Origin of the sequence: Bradyrhizobium sp. AZCC 2176, from assembly GCF_036924645.1 — a bacterium.
In the GTDB taxonomy this organism is placed as follows: domain Bacteria; phylum Pseudomonadota; class Alphaproteobacteria; order Rhizobiales; family Xanthobacteraceae; genus Bradyrhizobium.
In genome coordinates this window covers 2,483,925-2,501,962 of record NZ_JAZHRX010000001.1, presented here as the reverse complement: position 1 = coordinate 2,501,962, position 18,038 = coordinate 2,483,925, and the positions used below count along the sequence as shown (strand labels likewise).

The window sequence follows — 18,038 nt, the reverse complement described above, 5'->3', positions numbered from 1 at the left end:
AGCGCTACTGCAGCCCGGTGTCGCCGCTGGTGCGCTTCTTGGCGAGATCCATTTCGGTCACCGCGATCAGGATCTCCGCGCGGGTCTTCAGGTCGGGCGCTTCCAGCATCGCCTGCTTTTCCGCCGGGCCATACGGCGACATCATCGCCAGCGCGTTGACCAGCGCCTCGTTCGGCGCGCTCTCGATGCCTTCCCAATCCACCTTCAGATTGTTGGCGTTGAGAAAGTCGGTCAGAACGTCAAGCAATGCCGCGCGGTCGACATCCTCTTCGCCCTTGCGCGCGACGAAATCGTCGGCATAGGGAAAGAAGTCCACCTTGCACTGCCGGTATGCGGTCAGCGCCGAGATTTCCTCGATCACCTTGAAGCGGGCGACGCCGGTCAGCTCGAGGATGTAGCGGCCGTCGCCGGATTCGGCGAGCTGCGTGATGCGCCCGACGCAGCCGACCCGGAACAGCTCGGGCCTCGCCTCGTCCCTGGTGTGGGAAATATCCGGCTGGATCATCCCGATCAGCCGGTGACCGTCGCGCAGCGCGTCGTCCACCATCGCCAGATAGCGCGGCTCGAAAATATTGAGCGGCATCTGGCCGCGCGGCAGCAACAGCGCGCCCGGCAACGGAAACACCGGAATGATTTCGGGAAGCTCGCCGGGTCCGCGGTATTCGGCATTGATCGGCATCTGCAGTCCCGGTCAGTTCGTTGGTTCGACGGAATACGCCCTACGAGAACAGAATCGTCGAAAGCCGCTTTCGTCCCTCGACGGTCGCTTCGTCGGCGCCGCCCCACGCCTCGAAGAACTGTACCAGTTGCCTGCGCGCGCCGTCATCGTTCCACTTGCGATCGCGCTTGACGATCTCCAGCAACTGGTTGGTCGCCTCGGTGCGCTTGCCGAGCGCGTTGAGCGCGGTCGCTAGGTCGAATCGCGCCTGATGGTCGAGCGGGTTTGCGGCGACCTTCTGTTCCAGTTCGGTGACCGGGCCGACCGCCTGGGCCTGCTCGGCAAGGTCGATCGAGGCCTGCACCGCCTTGACGGCAGCATCGTTGCGCTTCGATTCCGGCACCATCGCTAACGTCTGCTTGGCCTGTTCGATGGCGCCCGTCGTCACGTAGCATTTTGCCAGCCCCGCCAGAGCCGCGATATTGGTGGCATCGAAACCCAGTATCTCGGCATAGATCTGGGCTGCCGCGGCAGGGTCGCCGTCCGCCAGTACGGCTTCGGCCTCCTGCAGGATTTCCGCGACATTGGGTTCGCCCGGCGCCGTCATGCCCTTGGTGAGCTTGTCGATGAAGGCGTTGATCTGGCTCTCCGGCACCGCGCCCATGAAGCCGTCGGCGGGTTGGCCGCCCACGAACGCGATCACGGCCGGGATCGACTGAATGCCCATCTGGCCGGGGATCGCCGGATGCTCGTCGATATTCATCTTGACCAGCTTGACCTTGCCCTTGGCCGCACGGACGGCCTTTTCAAGAACGGGCGTGAGCTGCCGGCAGGGGCCGCACCAGGGCGCCCAGAAGTCGATCAGCACCGGCTGCCGCTTCGACTCCTCGATGACGTCCTTCACGAAGGTCTGGGTGGTCGTCTCCTTGATCAGATCCGGTGCTGCCTGCGGTGCCGGGCCGCCGCCCTGCTCAACTATCGTCACGGTATCCTCGCCTGATGTCCTGGGAAGGTGTCTTTCGAATTCGGGCCCGTTCTAGCACGGCTAGGCGCGAAGTTCCTCATCCGCTAGATGGCGGCTTGGCCACAAAATTCAATCGGCGGGCGCCTGTCGGGTGGATCGGAACCCTGTGGATCTCGCCCCGTCACGGCCCTTCGCCATTTGAGGGGGCCCTCGATGGCGCTTCCGGCGCGCGGACGAACTGACAGGGGCGGCAGAAGGCTCGTTCAAAAAAATGACTCGAATCGCCCCGCGTCACGCTGATGGGCCTGGCCTTGGGTTCCCGGTATGGTTTGGGGTAGGCAAACCCCGTTCAGGCGTTGTTTCGGACCGATTCGCTCCCTTTTGTTAATGAAATCGGATGATCCGCGTGGCATCTGACCGCACGCGGACTGTTGCATTCGCGGTCCGCATTTGTCATACGTCTGCCGTTGACGGCGAGTGTTCGCCGCCATCTCGGATGCGGGTGTAGCTCAGTGGTAGAGCACGACCTTGCCAAGGTCGGGGTCGAGGGTTCGAGCCCCTTCGCCCGCTCCAGATTTTCTTCTATGGCAAATCACCGGATCATCGACAGGCCGCCGTTTGGCGGCCTCGTCGTTTTTTGCCCCGTCGATGTGATCCAGCTCTCTTTTTGTTCGAGGGGAGCGTGCAATGCTCTAAGACCAGAGATTGTAGGGTCGTCTCATCGCTCGGCGGGGGCAATTTCATGGGCCGAAACATCGTTTTGCTGTCCGACGGCACCGGCAATTCCGCGGCCAAGGTCTGGCGCACGAACGTCTGGCGCACCTTTGAGGCGCTGGATCTTTCCGGAAACGATCAGGTCGCCTTCTACGACGACGGCGTCGGCACTTCGACATTCAAGCCGTGGGCGATCCTTGGCGGCGCGTTCGGCTTTGGCCTGAAACGAAACGTCGTCGACATCTACAAATTTGCATGCCGCAACTACAGGGACGAAACCGACAACCTCTATGGCTTCGGCTTCAGCCGCGGCGCATTCACGATCCGCGTCGTCATCGGCCTGATTCTCAATCAAGGCCTGGTGTCCGCCGACAATGAAAGCGAACTCGACAAGAAGGCGATCGCGGCCTACCGGAAATACCGCAGCGAACGCTACCATACCGTCTGGCCCTGGCATCCGGAGGACTGGTACCGGGCGATCCGCAACTTCCTCTTCCCGATCAAGTACGACAAGCGCGACAATCGAGAGGTCAAATACATCCGATTCGTCGGTGTGTGGGATACCGTGGCCGCCTATGGCCTGCCGATGGACGAGATGACGCGAGGCGTCAGCCGGTGGATCGTTCCGCTCGAACTTCCCGATCACACGCTGAATCGCAAATGCGTCCTGCGCGCATGCCAGGCGCTTTCGCTCGACGAAGCACGAACCACGTTCCATCCCGAGCTGTGGGATGAAAAGATCGTTCCGCCGTCGGAATTCGATCCAGATCAGAAGCGCAACATTGCGGATGAGCAAATCAGCCAGGTCTGGTTCGCAGGCGTGCATTCCAATGTAGGCGGCGGGTATCCAGATGATGCGCTGGCCTACATTCCGCTGGTCTGGATGCTCAACGAAGCGCAGCGCTGCGGTCTGAAATTCAAATCGGACACCGGTGATCCGCCCGCCGATCCAGATGCGTTCAAGAATGCCGTTTCCAGAGCGGACAAGGACGGGCGGATTTACAATCCGCGCGCGGGCCTCGGCGCCTATTACCGTTACGGTCCACGAAAACTCGTTCAACTTTGCAATTACCGGTATGCGAAAAAGGAGGACGACGAGGTCACGATCGAACGTCCGAAGATCCACGAAAGCGTGTTCAGGCGAATCAGGAACAATGCGCACGCCTATGCGCCCATCGGCCTGCCCGCCGTCTACGATGTCGTGAAGGCCGACGGCGAGATCGTCACGCCGGATCAGTATGAATTCGAGACCATCGAGGCGGCCAACATGCGTGCGGACGCACAGGAGCATGTCTGGAACGAAATCTGGAAACGGCGTGTCGTCTACTTCGCTACCGTCGGCGCCACCGCCTGGCTGCTGGCGTTTCCGTTGATCAGCGGCGCTACGCGCTCCGACGAATTCACGAGCCCGATCCGGTGGGTCTCGGACATCATTCGCTTCGTCGGGGCGTTTCTGCCGGACTTTGCGTCTACCTGGATCGACGGCTATGCCCGCGCGCCGTTTTTCTTCCTGCTGCTTGCCGGCCTGGTCGTGTTCTTCAACCTGTGGGGAATGCGAATAGCATCCCGCATCGACGATCGCATGGGGGCGATCTGGCGAAAAACTTCTTCTGCGCCGTCGGGCTTGCCCGATGATTTGGTCTACCGGCTTCGCAGCAGCAAATTCTACATTGCGCTGCATGAGGAGCTGAAGCGCAGATGGGCACCCGCATTCTTTGCCCTGTTGTTCGTTTATATCGGGTTGGCCCTCGTCAACCGCCTGCTCTACAACGTCCAGGACGTTGCCGGTTTTACCTGCACGCCAAGCGCGGAAACCAAAGGTCTTGCAAGGGGAGAAACGGTGACCGTCGAATTCAAGACGTCGGACCTTTGCAAGCCGACGGGCATTCATCTCGATGGCGGCGGAGCCAGATACACGGTGAAGGTCGAACCGGTGCTGTCGGAGCCCTGGTACGATGCCGCGATCAAGGTTCCGTTCGGTGGCTTCTCGCCCACGGACCAGCCGACCTGGAATCAACGGATCCTGCTCGGGCTCGGCGTGCCGCTGCGCCGCGAATTGACCAGGGACTGGTTCAGGATCGTTCTGCGCTATGGCGACGTTGGCGGGGAAGAGGCCTTTCTCGATCCTGATCCTGCTGATTCCGTGATCGAAAGCCCCATCAAGCCAACTCGCGAAGGCGAACTGTTTATCTTCGTCAACGATGCCGTGCTCGGCATACCCGGGTTCTATGATCTCCTTTATCGAAGCAACAAAGGCGCAGCGAAACTGACGGTGAAGCGGCGATAGGGCGAGGCGGGGTGCAATGGCCTTATCTCGGAGATAGTGGGCGATCTTGCCTTCCGCGTTCGGATGTCTCGGCTGCAAGCCGGGCTCGCGCATAGTCTCGCCCCTCCACAACACGTGCGGCCGCACCCTTGCCCACCGAGCACGAACGCACGCACCATCTGCTCCCTCTGTGGAAGCTCGCCCACACGAGATGGTGCTTCTCTCGTATGGCCGCGTTCACTCTCCGCAAATATTGCGGTGCAGCGGGTTGCAACTGCAAACGCGGATCGAGCGCTGCTGCTTAGCAATCCGTCTCACAATTTGCTTTGATGATGCAGAGCGGCGCGGCGCGCGCTTCTCTCCGGCAACGGATGTGCTACCACCTTGCGGTCTGTTTCTCTTCACCAGACCAAATTTGCCTCTCGCACGTTCAAAATAATAACAAGGCGCAGCCGCCAGGCTGCATAGGGAGTGACGCGATGAAATCGGCTTTCAATCGATCTATTCTTGCGCTCGCAGCCATCCTCGTTGTCGCGGGGGTCAGCCAGGCCGACGCGCAGCAGAAGGCCCTGAAGAAATACGAGTCCGGCACCAAGGATTTCTGGACCAACCCGCCGCCGGACTGGTTTCTTGGCGACGAGACCGAAGGCCAGAAGGGCCAAGCGCCGCCGTCCGGTCCGCCGACCGGCGCTTCCGACGCCGAACTTGCGGCGATGATGAAGCAGATCAAGCTGCCGGCGGGCTTCAGCATAGAAGTCTATGCGTCGAACGTGCTGGCCGCGCGGCAGATGGCCTGGGGCGACAAGGGTACGCTGTTCGTCGGCTCCTTTGGGCTCGGCAATGTCTATGCGATCAAGGACAATGGCGGGAAGCGGGAGGTCAAGACCATCCTCAAGGGCCTCAACATGCCCACCGGTCTCGCTTTCCTCGACGGCTCGCTTTACGTGATCGCGGTCGACAAGCTGATCAAATACGAAAACGCCGAAGCCAATCTCGACAATCTCGGCGCCGGCAAGGTGGTGTATGACGACATGCCGTCCTATGCCGCACATGGCTGGAAATACATCGCCGTCGACAAGGATGGCTGGTTCTATCTGCCGTTCGGACCTCCCTTCAACATCGGCATTCCGCCGACCAGCGTCTCGCAGATTCGCCGCGTCGATCCCAAGACCGGCAATGCGGAGATCTGGGCGCTCGGCGTCCGCAACAGCGTCGGCGGCGACGTCGATCCGCGCTCGGGGCGATACTGGTTCACCGAGAACGCCCGCGACTGGATCAGCGACGACATGCCGAGCGACAAGCTCAACATGATCTCGAAGATCGGCGAGCATTTCGGCTACCCCTATTGCCACCAGGGCGATATGCCGGACCCGAAATACGCGATGGGTCACAAGTGCTCGGAATTCACACCGCCCGTGGTCAATCTCGGGGCCCACGTGGCGCCACTCGGCATGAAGTTCTATACCGGCGATCAATTCCCGGCCGAGTACAAGAACAACATCCTGATCGCCGAGCATGGCTCCTGGAACCGGTACAAGTACCAGGGCGCCCGGATCAAACGCGTGATCGTCGATGCCGACGGCAAGAATCCCAAATCGGAGATCTTTGCCTCCGGCTGGCTTGAAGGCGACACGGGCTATCTCGGTCGTCCGGCAGATATCGTGCTGGCCAAGGATGGTTCGATCCTGGTGGCCGACGACTGGGCCGGCGCGATCTATCGCATCAGCTACAAGAAGTAGGACATCAACGATCAGGGGATGCGGTTACCCGGGAGCGGGTGGCCGCAGCCTCTGTTGTTTGGGACGTGTGATCAAGATCGTCATGCCCGGACTTGATCCGGGCATCCATCAAAACGGTGATTCTTTGCAAGCGTGATGGATTGCCGGGTCAAGCCCGGCAATGATGACGGGAGGACCGGCATGCGGACTGTACTGATCGCGTCCTTATCCGTTGCCTTCGTCATCTGCAGCACACCCGCTCGCGCCGCCGATGTCGCGGCCGGCAAGGCGAAGGCCGATCTGTGCGTCGGCTGCCACGGCGAAGGCGGCATTTCCCAGATCGAGAACACCCCCTCGCTCGCGGCCCAGCCCGATCTCTTCATTCAGTGGCAGCTCGTGTTCTTTCGCGCCGGCACCCGCAAGAACGAGCAGATGCAACCGATCGTCGAGCAGCTCAACAATGACGACATCCGTAACCTCGGCGCCTATTACGCCTCCCTTCCGCCGCCGACGGCGCCCAAGCCCGACGACGATCCGGGCCTTTCGAAGAAAGGCGCGCAGGCGGCCGCCGGCCGGCGCTGCGCTTCATGCCACATGGATACTTACGCCGGCACCAAGGCGGTCGCCCGCGTCGCCGGCCAGCGCGAGGAATATCTCGTGAAGGCGCTACGGGATTACAAATCGGGCGTACGGGCCGGCGGCGCGATGGCGGCGATGGCGGATGTCGCGTTCCCCCTCAGCGAGGAAGAGATCGAGGCGCTGGCGCATTATCTCGCGCATCTCTGACGTCCTTCGTCGTCCCTGCGAACGCAGGGACCCCATACGCCGTGAAAGCGCAATTTGAGGAAGTGCCCGTCGTTCGATCTCGTTCAGCAACCACGGCCGGTGGTTATGGGTCCCTGCGTTCGCACTAGGGTTTCTACACGCTTTCGATGGCTCTGGCAGCGACGATGGTTTGGAAGCGAGTCATTCCGTTGTGGAATGTGATTGGTCCGGGTGGCCGATGCGAGGCGTAGCCGGTCCATCCGCCGAGCTTGGCGATGATCCATGCCGCCCACTGAAGCGTGTGGGGGCGATGTGGGTTCCTCTGAAGCTCGGTCCGGCCTTTCATGGTTTTGTTGATGGCGGCAAGTGCTTCGGTTTCTTCCGGCGTGAAGGCACATTTGACCGACAATTGTTCACCACCATTGCGGGCCTGAACGAGTTGAATGACGATACATGCCGCTTTAGTGGCGATTGCCACGAGCTTGATTAGAGCCTCGGAGCTTTCGAGCTGACTGTCCTCGATACGCAGACCCTGGTTCTTCAGCGAGCGAAAGAGCTGTTCGATGATCCAGCGCTGCCTGTACCAGGAGACGATCCGCCAGGCATCGGTTGCATTGGCGATCGAATGAGTGGTCAAGAGCAGCCAATGAACGGGCTCAGCCCCCTTCGGAGGGTGCAACTCGACGACTTCCACGAAGCTGACTTTGACGCCCTCCGGCAGGTCCTTCACGCCGGGTCGCGCCGGCCGCTTGAGCACGACGGTTCCGAAGCGCAGCGAGAGATGGGCTTGGCGACCGCGGCGATCCATCCGCTGCGGCAGATCGATTACCGCCTTGTCGCCGAAGCGGGCTCGCTCTACCGCTTGATAAAGTGTTTTGCCGTCGGCCAGTGCATGATCATGCATGGCCCGCGTCAGCAGGTGGACATTGCCGCCGGGCGTCAACGCCCAGTGCGCAAAGAACTCCCCCTCGCGATCATTGATGACAGTGATCATGCGCGCCGCAGCCAGAACCTCGCAGCCCTGTTCGGCCGTCGTAACCCAGCGCGCCGACTCCTTGTTGGCCAACTCCCGCTCGTCGTGAGGGGTCTTAACCTTGCCCCTGCGCGTCCACACCTTGCCGCCCGTGAGGCCGAGACAGGCCCCGCTGTCGGCATCGACGGCCATCATGGCATGCAGCAACACGCCGCGGGCATTGCCTTTGCCGACTTTGCCCAGTCCACGCCGACATCCCTGTCGCGTCTGAAACTTGATCTCGCTGGTGCCCTGGATCGCCAGCACATGACGCCCGTTGACCACGGTCGCTGTCTGCCTGCTCCAGCCTTCAATCAGTCGATCGGTCGTGACTTGCGGATTGTTCACGAACCGCCAGTACGCCATGTACGCGGCCCAGTCTCCCTGCGCCATCTGGCGCAAGCAGACACTGCGCGTGCAAAGCATAGCCTGCACAAACGCCGCCCCCTTTTATCGAGGCGAACGTCGCCAAACTCGCCCAGTGACAAATCCGGCTCGTGCTGCATCTCCGACGCTCCTTAATCAAGCGTCAGAAACAGAATCATACAAACCCCAAAGGCGGGATAACATCATGACTCACCGAGTCAATCTGTCGCGCCAGACGTGTAGAAACCCTAGTGCGTTCGCAGGGACGACGGAGAGCGCTCTAGCTGCCTACGCGGACCGCTGCTTCTCATACGCCTTCAGATGGATGTAGGCGATGCGCAACTTCGGCACCGGAATCTTGGCGGCGTCGGCGCGTGCGACGAGATCGCCGATGACATGGTCGGCCTCGATCGGCAGGCCGGACTTGATGTCGCGGAACATCGAGGCCGTCATCTGCGAGCCCTCGGTCGTCAACAAGCCGCTGGTGCGCTGGAAGAACGGGCCGGTCGGCTCGTGGCCCGACGCCTTTGCAATCGCGCTGCATTCATCGAGCATGCCGAGCAGAAAATCCTTGCCGTCGGCGACCGCCAGGATATTGCCGACCGAGGTGCGCATCAGGCAGGTCGACGCGGCGAGCGAAGCGAGGAAAACCCACTTCTCCCACATGTCCTGCATGATGTGTTCGCTCGCCGACGCGCCGAACTTGCCGCTCTCAAACACCTTCGCGATCGCACGCACCCGCTCCGACATCGAGCCATCGCGTTCGCCGAAATTGAGCGACTGCATCGGCGCGAGTTGAACCACCTCGCGAGCCTCGTTGAGCGTCACTGCGATCGCGCAGAGGCCGCCGAGCAAGCGGTCAGCCCCGAATTTCTTGTCCAGCACGTTGAGGTGCAGCATGCCGTTGAGCAGCGGAATGATCGCGGTCTGCGGCCCGACCGCCGGGGCAAACGACTTGATCGCGTCTTCCAGGTCGAACGCCTTGCAGCTCAACAGCACGACATCGAATTTGTCGGCGAGCTTATCGGCCTGCACCGTGGGCGGGTTCTTGAGCGTCACGTCGCCGGCGGCACTCTTGATGACAAGACCCGCGCTTGCGAGTTCGGATGCGCGCTTCGGCCGCACCAGGAACGTCACGTCGTTTCCTGCCTGAAGCAGTCTGCCGCCGAAATAACCGCCGATGGCGCCGGCGCCGACCACGAGAATACGCATGGATCAACTTCCTTGTTGGCTTTGGAATGGGCGAGTGGCGAGCAGCGAATAGGGTGTCCGCCCGTCATTCCCGCCACTCACTATTCGCTATCGCCATTCGCTTCTTTACCACTTCTCGCCGAACAGTCGAACCCGGAGACTATTTACCCGAGACCATTTCCTCGACTTCGCGAAGTTGTTCCTTGCCGAAAAACATTTCCTTGCCGACGAAGAACGTCGGCGAGCCGAACGCGCCGCGCTCGACAGCGGATTGGGTGTTCTCGATCAGCCTGGCCTTTACATCCGCGTCCTGCGAGCGCGCCAGCAGCCTGGCGGCATCGAGGCCGGACGAGGCCAGGGCTTTCGCCGCGATTTCAGGGTCATCCATTTTCTTCGGCTCGACCCACATGTGATGGAAGGCGGCCTCAACATATTTCTCGAACACGCCCTCGAACTGGGCCGCGACTGCCGCACGCATCAGGTTCAGCGTGTTGACCGGGAAAAATGGATTCCAGACATAGGGCTTTACCCCAAACCGCTTCAAAAAGCGCTCGGTCTCCAGCGCGTGGAATTCGCGCTTGTTCTTGATGCCGGCGAGCGTTTCGGCGGGCGACCTGTTGTTGGTGGCCTTGAAGATGCCGCCGAGCAGGATCGGCACATACTCAAACTTCACGCCGGTGCGCTTTTCGATCGCCGGAATCGCTTCGTGACTCAGGAACGCGTTAGGGCTGCCGAAATCGAACAGGAATTGCGGATTCGGACTCACGGCAGTCTCCTTGGATGTTTTGGCGCATTGTGGCGCAAGGCTGGCTGTGCGTCCACAATATTATGACGAGCGTAATATTGTGGGCAAGCGCGCCTATGGCTCGGCGCGATCGCTGAAGGCGAGCTTGACGACGTGGTCGCGGATATCGTCGGGCCAGCCGGCGACGAGATCGGCGAATCGCCGCCGGTCATCGGCGAACAACGCCCGCGAAGCTTCCTCGAAGCCTGCAAGATTACCGGCCATCACCGACATGAAATGATAGGCGGCATCTCGAGCGGTGCGGGCGCGATCCGCATCGCCATTGGCGCGGCGCGCCTCTTCCACCAGCTTTCGCAACGCCACCGATGCGCCGCCGGGCTGCATGCCAAGCCACTCCCAATGGCGCGGCAACAACGTCACCTCGCGCGCGACAACGCCGAGCTTGGGCCGTCCGCGCCCGCGCGGCTCCGCTGGCGCCGTCTCATCGGTTTCGACGTCCGCAGGCGAGGCGGGTTGAGGCAGGCGGGCGATGATTTCGCGGTCGGTGCCGCGGAGATCGAGATCGATCGGATGGCCGGTCGCGTCGCTGAATATGATGATCGGCGGCGCTGCGGGTCTGCGGGAAGCTTGCATGACCGCAATGGCGATCTCGGCGAGCGGGCCCGCCGCCAGGCGCTGCGGGCCCATGAAGGCCGTGAAAAGGGGGCGGGTCTGGTCAACCATTGGAGATAACCCTGGATTTTTCGCCAATTTATATTTACCCGGATAAATTCGAATGTCAATATCGTCCGGGTAAATATGGTGCTGCACTTTGGGCCGTCTCGACTTCCCGGTCCCCGGCTGGCACCAACGGCGGGCAATTGAAGGGAACGCCATGCTGACAGTTCATCATCTCAACAATTCCCGCTCGCAGCGCGTGCTGTGGCTGCTCGAGGAACTCGACGTTCCCTACGAGATCGTCCGCTATCAGCGCCAGCCCGACATGCGGGCGCCAAAGGAGCTGCGCGACATTCACCCGCTCGGCAAATCGCCCGTCATTACCGACAACGGCAACGGCAACACCATCGCCGAGTCCGGCGCGATCTGCGAATACATCATCGGCGCCTATGGCAATGGCCGCCTGATCCCGCCGCCGAGCACGCCGGAGCGCCTGCGCTATACCTATTGGCTGCATTATGCGGAAGGATCCGCAATGTCGCCGCTGCTGCTGAAGCTCCTGTTCACGTTGATGCCGAAGCGTGCGCCGGCTCTGCTGCGGCCGCTGGTGCGCAAAGTCTCCAACACGGCGCTGACCACGCTGGTCAATCCGCAGCTCAAGCAGCATATGGATTATTGGGAAGGCGAACTGGCAAAAAGCGAGTGGTTCGCCGGCAATGAATTCAGCGGTGCCGACATCCAGATGAGTTTTCCACTGGAAGCCGCCGCGGCGCGCGGCGGACTGGAGCAAGGTCATCCCAAAGCAATGGCGTTTCTCGAACGCATTCATGCCCGCCCGGCCTATGCGCGCGCGCTGGAAAAGGGTGGGCCGTATATGGTCGGGCGCTGACGGCTACACCGCGGCGATCACTTCCTTCACCAGCCAGGCGAGTGCTCTCAGGCTACATCTTCTAGCGCGCCGTCTGCGCCGCCCCCACCGAGGGCAGCGCCTGCACGGTAACCCCGGGTGGCGGCACATCGTCGGCGGGGACGAAGAAGTCCGACATCAAGGCCACCGAGCGATCGACACGGTAGTGCTCGAAATCCCTGACGCCAGAGGCGTACAGCACCTTGTCATCGATGCAGAACTGCCCGGTGAATTCCCGCGCCGGTCTCGTCAGGATGGCGTGCGCGGCATCGCCCATGATCTCGGGCGTCCGGCTGGCGCGCATCATCGCCTCGCCGCCGAGCAGGTTGCCGACCGCGGCGGTAGCGATGGTGGTGCGCGGCCACAGCGCGTTGACCGCAACACCTGCGGATTTCAGCTCACCTGCCAGCCCGAGCACGCACATGCTCATGCCGAACTTCGCCATCGTATAGGCGGTGGAATGCTCGAACCACTTTTGCTTCATGTCGAGCGGCGGCGACAGCATCAATATGTGCGGGTTGGTCGCCTTCTTCAGATGCGGAATGCAATATTTCGATACCATGAAGGTACCGCGGGTATTGATGCCCATCATCAGGTCGAACCGCTTCATGTCGGTTCCTTGCGAATCGGTCAGGCTGATGGCGCTGGCATTGTTGACGCAGATATCGATGCCGCCGAATTCGGCAACGGTCTGCTCGATCGCCGCGATCACCTGTGCCTCGTCGCGGATATCGCACAGCACCGGCAGCGCTTTGCCGCCGGCGGCGCGAATTTCCTCCGCCGCGGTGTAGATGGTGCCCTTGAGTCTCGGATGCGGCTCTGCGGTCTTGGCCGCAATCGCAACATTGGCGCCGTCACGCGCGGCGCGCAGCGCGATGGCCAGCCCGATGCCGCGGCTGGCGCCCGATACGAACAGCGTTTTGCCTTCGAGGGAAGTCATGGGGGTCTCCGGTCCAGCCAATGATGCGAGGCGGAGCGATCCTACGCCGATGGCGTGATCAGGCAAATCGGCAACCGCGCATCGGATCGTTACTGCCCAGCCGCTTCTGCGCCGCGGGTGCGCGGATCGGGGGCGCCCAGCAGGCCATCGGGCGTAACGGCGATCGAATTGGCGGAAGTCTGGCCGAGCGGTTCGATCACGCGATGGCCTTTGGCCCTCAGCGCGTCCAGCGTTTCCGCGGGAAACCCGCGTTCAACCCGCACCTCGTCCGGCATCCACTGGTGATGCACGCGCGGCGCGGCCACCGCGGCGGCGACATCCATCCTGTAATCCAGCACGTCGACGACGATCTGGAGCACCGCCGAAATGATGCGGCTGCCGCCCGGTGTACCCGTCACCAGCACCGGCTTGCCGTCCTTCAGCACGATAGTCGGCGACATCGACGACAGCGGCCGTTTCCCCGGACCAGGCAGGTTGGCCTCGAAGCCGACGAGCCCGAAGGCGTTGGAAGCGCCGGGCGCCGCGGTGAAATCGTCGAGCTCGTTGTTGAGCAGCACGCCGGTTCCGTCAGCGACCAGGCCGACGCCATAGGGGAAGTTCAGCGTGTAGGTGTTGCTGACCGCATTGCCGTTGGAATCGACGATCGAATAATGCGTGGTATTGGCGCCCTCCCGCGCCGGCCTCACCGACAGCACGTCGGCGGCGGGCGTCGCGCGATCAAGATTGATGCTGGCGCGTAGCCTCGCGGCGTATTCCTTGGTGAGCAGGACGTTGACCGGCGCGTTGACGAAGGCGGGATCGCCGAGATAGCGCGCGCGATCGGCGTAAGCGCGCTTCATCGCCTCGATCATAACATGCAGCGAGGGCGCGGCGCCCTGCGTCATCTCGGCCATCGGAAACCCTTCGAGAATGTTCAGCGTCTCCAGCAGCACGGTGCCGCCGGACGAGGGCAGCGGCATCGACACGATGTCGTATCCGCGATAACTGCCGCGCACGGGGTTGCGGATCACGGCCTGATACGATTTCAAATCTTCTGCCGTCATGATGCCGCCGGCATTGCCGACGGCCCTTGCGAGCTTTTCGGCGACCGGCCCTTGATAGAATCCAGCCGTACCCTGATCGGCAATCGCCGAAAGCGTTGCCGCGAGCTCGGCCTGTACCAGCCGGTCGCCCTCTTTCAGAGGCGTGCCGTCGTCGCGCGCGAACGCCTTGGCCGAATTTGGCCAGCGGGACATCCGGCGATACATGTCCGACAGCGTGTCGGCCATGTCGTCGGCGACCACGAAGCCGTTCCGCGCCAACTCGATCGAAGGTTTAAGGATTTGCGCCAGCGTGAACCGGCCCGACCCGTATTTTTCGAGCGCCAGCGCCAATCCGGCGACGGTGCCGGGCACACCGATACCGAGCGCGGAATTGCGCGATCTATCGGCATCCGGCTTGCCGTCCGGTCCCAGAAAGATATCGCGCGTGGTCGCCGCCGGCGCGGTCTCGCGATAATCAATCGCAATGTCTTCATTGCGCTCAGCCGAATGAATCACCATGAAGCCGCCGCCGCCGATGTTTCCGGCGCGCGGATAGGTGACGGCGAGCGCAAAGCCGGTGCCGACCGCGGCATCGACCGCATTGCCGCCCTGCCTCAGGATGTCGGCGCCAACCTGCGCGGCGAGCTTTTCCTGCGCCACCACCAAGCCGTGCTCGGCCGCAACGGCGCGAACGGAGGAAAGATCGGGGGGCGAGTAGAAGCGGCGTTCCTGCGCAAAGGCTGTCGCCCCGCAGGCAAACGCAAGTACCAGTGTGGCAGCCACTCGGCGCCACCGGATTGAAAAGACCGCCATCGAAAATCCGCCGCAGTTGAAGTTTGTGTGACCCCCGGTTACCGGCGCAAGCGCCGGTAACGCATGCTATATGAGTTTGAATTCGACGGGCAAAACGCCTCGCCAGACTTTTGAAGGAAATTCCTCACATGACGGTGATCGCTTCCGAGGCCGCCGGCGCCGAGATACCCCGGGAATATCCGCGCCGCGCCGCCGTCATCAGTTGGATATTCTTCGATTGGGCCGCGCAGCCTTATTTCACGTTGATCACCACCTTTGTGTTTGCGCCTTATTTTGCGGGTTTCGTCGCGCCGGATCCGGCGCAGGGGCAAGCACTGTGGGGATTTGCCACCGCGGCGGCCGGCTTGATGATCGCGCTGCTGTCGCCGGTGCTGGGTGCGATTGCGGATGCCAGCGGCCGCCGCAAGCCGTGGATCGCCGGCTTCGGTGCGTTGCTTGTGATCGGCGCTTGCCTGATGTGGTTCGGAAAGCCGGGTGATCCCAGTGTCATCCCGTCGTTGCTGCTGGCCTACGCGATCGCGAGCGTCGGCGTCGAATTCGCCACCGTCTTCAACAACGCGATGATGCCGACGCTGGTGCCGCCGGATCGAATCGGGCGGCTGTCCGGCACCGGATGGGCCACCGGCTATATCGGCGGCATCCTCAGTCTCATCCTCGTGCTCGGCTTCCTCGCGGCCAGCCCCGACACCGGCCGTACACTCTTCGGCCTGGCGCCGCTGTTCGGTCTCGACCCGGTCAGTCATCAGGGCGACCGCATCACCGGGCCGCTGACCGGCATCTGGTTCATCATCTTCGTGACGCCGATGTTCCTGTTCACGCCGGATTATCCGGCGAAGCACCCGATCCGCAAGGCGCTGCGCGAAGGATTGAGCGGGCTCAAGCGGACGCTCGGCGAATTGCCGCAGCAGAAGTCGGTGGCGACATTCCTGCTCGCCAACATGATCTATACCGACGGGCTGGTGTCGCTGTTCGCCTTCGGCGGCATCTATGCCGCCGGCACGTTCGGCTGGCATACGATCCAAATCGGCACGTTCGGAATCCTGCTGGCCATCGCCGGCACCCTTGGCGCCTGGCTTGGCGGCAAGCTCGATGACAGGCTGGGACCCAAGCGTGTCATCGCCGGCAGCTTGCTGATCCTTCTGTTTGCGCTCGGGGCGATCCTCTTGGTCGACAAGGACTCGGTCCTGTTCGTGAAGGTCACGCCACCCGTGCCCGGTGGCGCCCTGTTCTCCGGCGCCGCCGAGCGCGCCTATCTGGTGCTCGGATGCCTGATCGGCGCGGCCGGCGGCCCGCTGCAAGCGGCGTCACGCACGCTTCTGATACGCCTCGCGCCGAAAGATCGCATCGCGCAGTATTTTGGCTTGTTTGCGCTGACCGGAAAGGTCACCTCGTTTATCGGCCCGCTGCTGATCGGGGTAATCACGGCCTACACCGCGAGCCAGAAGGCCGGCATGGCACTGCTAGTGGTGTTCTTCGTGGCGGGGTTGGCGCTGCTGACGCGCGTGAGAGAATAAGTTCTCAACGCGTCGCCCTGCGAACGCAGGGACCCATACCGCGTGATCTCACGGTTTTACGCGGCAGTCGGTTGTTTCTGATCAACCGAGCCCTGCGGTTTATGGGTCCCAGCGTTCGCAGGGAAGACGACGATCAATGCCTGAAATGCCGCACCCCGGTGAACACCATGGCGATGCCGTGCTCGTCGGCGGCCTTGATGACTTCGTCATCGCGGATCGAGCCGCCGGGCTGGATCACGGCGGTGGCACCGGCCTCGATGCAGGCCAGCATGCCGTCGGCGAAGGGAAAGAACGCATCGGATGCGACGACCGAGCCCCTGGTTAGCGGCTCGGCGAGTTTCGCATCAGCCGCGGCATCCAGCGCCTTGCGAGCGGCAATGCGCGCGGAATCGACCCGGCTCATCTGGCCGGCGCCGATGCCGACGGTGGCGAGATCCTTGGCGTAGATGATGGTGTTGGACTTGACGTGCTTGGCGACGCGGAAGGCGAATTTGAGATCGCGCAGTTCGGCCTCGGTCGGCGCGCGCTTGGTTACCGTCTTGAGCGTGAGGTCATCGACAACGGCGTTGTCACGGCTCTGCACCAGCAGGCCGCCCGCGACGGTTTTCGCAGTCAGGCCCATCGCGCGCGGATCAGGCAGGCTGCCGGCGAGGAGGAGCCGGAGGTTCTTCTTCTTCGCGATGATGGCGATGGCTTCTTCCGTCGCGTCGGGCGCAATGATCACTTCGGTCAGGATTTCCGTGATGACGCGCGCGGCTTCGGCGTCGAGCGTCCGATTGACGGCGATGATGCCGCCATACGGCGACTGCGTGTCGCAGGCGAACGCCTTGCGATAGGCGCTCACCAGGTCAGGGCCTTCGGCGACGCCGCAGGGATTGGCGTGCTTGATGATGGCGCAGGCAGCGGTGCGAGCCGGGTCAAACTCGCCAATGCATTCATAGGCGGCATCGGTATCGTTGATGTTGTTGTAGGACAGTTCCCTGCCCTGCAACTGCCGCGCCGTGGCTACGCCGGGACGCCTGTCGGGCGTTGCATAGAACGCCGCCTTCTGGTGCGGGTTCTCGCCATAGCGCAGCGATTGGATCAGCCGGCCGCCGAAAGCACGGAAATCCGGCGCGTCGTCCTTGAGCTGAAGCGCGAACCAGTTCGAGATCGCGGCATCATAGGCGGCGGTACGCGCGTAGGCCTTGGCGGCGAGGCGGCGGCGCAGCGACAGCGTCGTTGCGCCGTTGTTGGTGGCGAGCTCGTCGAGTACGGCCTGATAGTCCTGTGGCTCGACGACGACGGCGACGTCGTCATGGTTTTTCGCGGCCGCGCGGATCATCGCAGGACCGCCGATGTCGATATTCTCGATGCAGTCTTCGTAACCTGCGCCTTTGTCGACGGTCGCCTCGAACGGGTAGAGATTGACGACGAGCAGATCGATCGGCGCGATGCCATGCGCCTTCATCGCATCGGCATGTTCCTTGTTGTCGCGGATCGCGAGCAGGCCGCCGTGCACCTTGGGGTGCAGCGTCTTGACCCGGCCGTCCATCATTTCCGGAAAGCCCGTCAGTTCCGAGACATCCTTGACCTGCAGCCCGGCCGCGGCGATCGCCTTTGCGGTGCCGCCGGTGGAGACGAGCTCGACGCCATGTCCGACCAGCGCCTTGGCAAATTCGATCAGGCCGGTCTTGTCGGAAACGGACAACAAAGCGCGGGTTACACGGCGCGGATGGTCGGTCATATCTGGTTCCTGGCTGTTAAGGCCAGCCCGGTAGCATGGTTTGGAAGGTCAAGAAACCGG

The 18,038-nt window shown here is 62.4% G+C and carries 14 protein-coding genes and 1 tRNA gene; 6 read left to right on the top strand and 9 right to left on the bottom strand.

Going from position 1 to position 18,038, the window contains the following annotated elements:
- Positions 1 to 4: 4 nt before the first annotated feature.
- Together V1288_RS11525 and trxA are read right to left on the bottom strand one after the other, a co-directional pair.
- Positions 5 to 679 carry an LON peptidase substrate-binding domain-containing protein gene (locus V1288_RS11525; protein WP_334357154.1) on the bottom strand — a complete coding sequence of 225 codons (675 nt, stop codon included), beginning with the start codon at positions 677 to 679 and terminating at the stop codon, positions 5 to 7.
- 40 nt (positions 680 to 719) lie between these two features.
- Positions 720 to 1,643, bottom strand: a complete 924-nt coding sequence (trxA, locus tag V1288_RS11520; protein ID WP_334357153.1) for a thioredoxin — start codon at positions 1,641 to 1,643, stop codon at positions 720 to 722.
- Positions 1,644 to 2,120: 477 nt separating this feature from the next.
- Here trxA and V1288_RS11515 point away from each other — a divergent pair.
- From V1288_RS11515 to V1288_RS11500, 4 genes are all read left to right on the top strand, one after another.
- Positions 2,121 to 2,195, top strand: a tRNA-Gly gene (locus V1288_RS11515).
- Positions 2,196 to 2,364: 169 nt separating this feature from the next.
- The gene (locus V1288_RS11510; RefSeq protein ID WP_334357152.1) at positions 2,365 to 4,623 is read left to right on the top strand and encodes a DUF2235 domain-containing protein; all 2,259 of its coding nucleotides are present in this window, start codon (positions 2,365 to 2,367) and stop codon (positions 4,621 to 4,623) included.
- Positions 4,624 to 5,081: 458 nt separating this feature from the next.
- Positions 5,082 to 6,341 carry a PQQ-dependent sugar dehydrogenase gene (locus tag V1288_RS11505; RefSeq protein WP_334357151.1) on the top strand — a complete coding sequence of 420 codons (1,260 nt, stop codon included), beginning with the start codon at positions 5,082 to 5,084 and terminating at the stop codon, positions 6,339 to 6,341.
- Between the two features lie 180 nt (positions 6,342 to 6,521).
- Complete coding sequence (locus V1288_RS11500) at positions 6,522 to 7,106, top strand: c-type cytochrome (RefSeq protein WP_334357150.1); 585 nt, start codon at positions 6,522 to 6,524, stop codon at positions 7,104 to 7,106.
- 133 nt (positions 7,107 to 7,239) lie between these two features.
- Here V1288_RS11500 and V1288_RS11495 read toward each other — a convergent pair whose 3' ends face one another.
- From V1288_RS11495 to V1288_RS11480, 4 genes are all read right to left on the bottom strand, one after another.
- Positions 7,240 to 8,490: an IS4 family transposase gene (locus V1288_RS11495; protein ID WP_334361279.1), complete on the bottom strand. Its 1,251-nt coding sequence runs from the start codon at positions 8,488 to 8,490 to the stop codon at positions 7,240 to 7,242.
- Between the two features lie 261 nt (positions 8,491 to 8,751).
- Entirely contained in the window at positions 8,752 to 9,675 is a 924-nt protein-coding gene (gene panE, locus V1288_RS11490) for a 2-dehydropantoate 2-reductase (protein WP_334357149.1), read from the bottom strand.
- A 139-nt stretch (positions 9,676 to 9,814) separates the two neighbouring features.
- Positions 9,815 to 10,420, bottom strand: coding sequence for a 2-hydroxychromene-2-carboxylate isomerase (locus V1288_RS11485; RefSeq protein ID WP_334357148.1), 606 nt, complete (start codon positions 10,418 to 10,420; stop codon positions 9,815 to 9,817).
- 93 nt (positions 10,421 to 10,513) lie between these two features.
- On the bottom strand, positions 10,514 to 11,122 hold the full coding sequence (locus V1288_RS11480; RefSeq protein WP_334357147.1) for a DUF2239 family protein: 609 nt from the start codon (positions 11,120 to 11,122) through the stop codon (positions 10,514 to 10,516).
- A gap of 151 nt (positions 11,123 to 11,273) precedes the next feature.
- Between V1288_RS11480 and V1288_RS11475 the strand changes: the two genes are divergently transcribed.
- Positions 11,274 to 11,945, top strand: coding sequence for a glutathione S-transferase family protein (locus V1288_RS11475; RefSeq protein WP_334357146.1), 672 nt, complete (start codon positions 11,274 to 11,276; stop codon positions 11,943 to 11,945).
- Positions 11,946 to 12,006: 61 nt separating this feature from the next.
- Here V1288_RS11475 and V1288_RS11470 read toward each other — a convergent pair whose 3' ends face one another.
- Positions 12,007 to 12,903, bottom strand: coding sequence for an SDR family oxidoreductase (locus V1288_RS11470; protein WP_334357145.1), 897 nt, complete (start codon positions 12,901 to 12,903; stop codon positions 12,007 to 12,009).
- An 89-nt stretch (positions 12,904 to 12,992) separates the two neighbouring features.
- Complete coding sequence (ggt, locus tag V1288_RS11465) at positions 12,993 to 14,738, bottom strand: gamma-glutamyltransferase (protein WP_334357144.1); 1,746 nt, start codon at positions 14,736 to 14,738, stop codon at positions 12,993 to 12,995.
- Between the two features lie 128 nt (positions 14,739 to 14,866).
- On the opposite strand from ggt, the gene V1288_RS11460 reads away from it, so the two are divergent.
- Complete coding sequence (locus V1288_RS11460) at positions 14,867 to 16,252, top strand: MFS transporter (protein WP_334357143.1); 1,386 nt, start codon at positions 14,867 to 14,869, stop codon at positions 16,250 to 16,252.
- Between the two features lie 133 nt (positions 16,253 to 16,385).
- Here the strand turns inward: V1288_RS11460 and purH are convergent, their stop codons facing one another.
- Positions 16,386 to 17,978 carry a bifunctional phosphoribosylaminoimidazolecarboxamide formyltransferase/IMP cyclohydrolase gene (purH, locus tag V1288_RS11455; RefSeq protein WP_334357142.1) on the bottom strand — a complete coding sequence of 531 codons (1,593 nt, stop codon included), beginning with the start codon at positions 17,976 to 17,978 and terminating at the stop codon, positions 16,386 to 16,388.
- Positions 17,979 to 18,038: the final 60 nt, after the last annotated feature.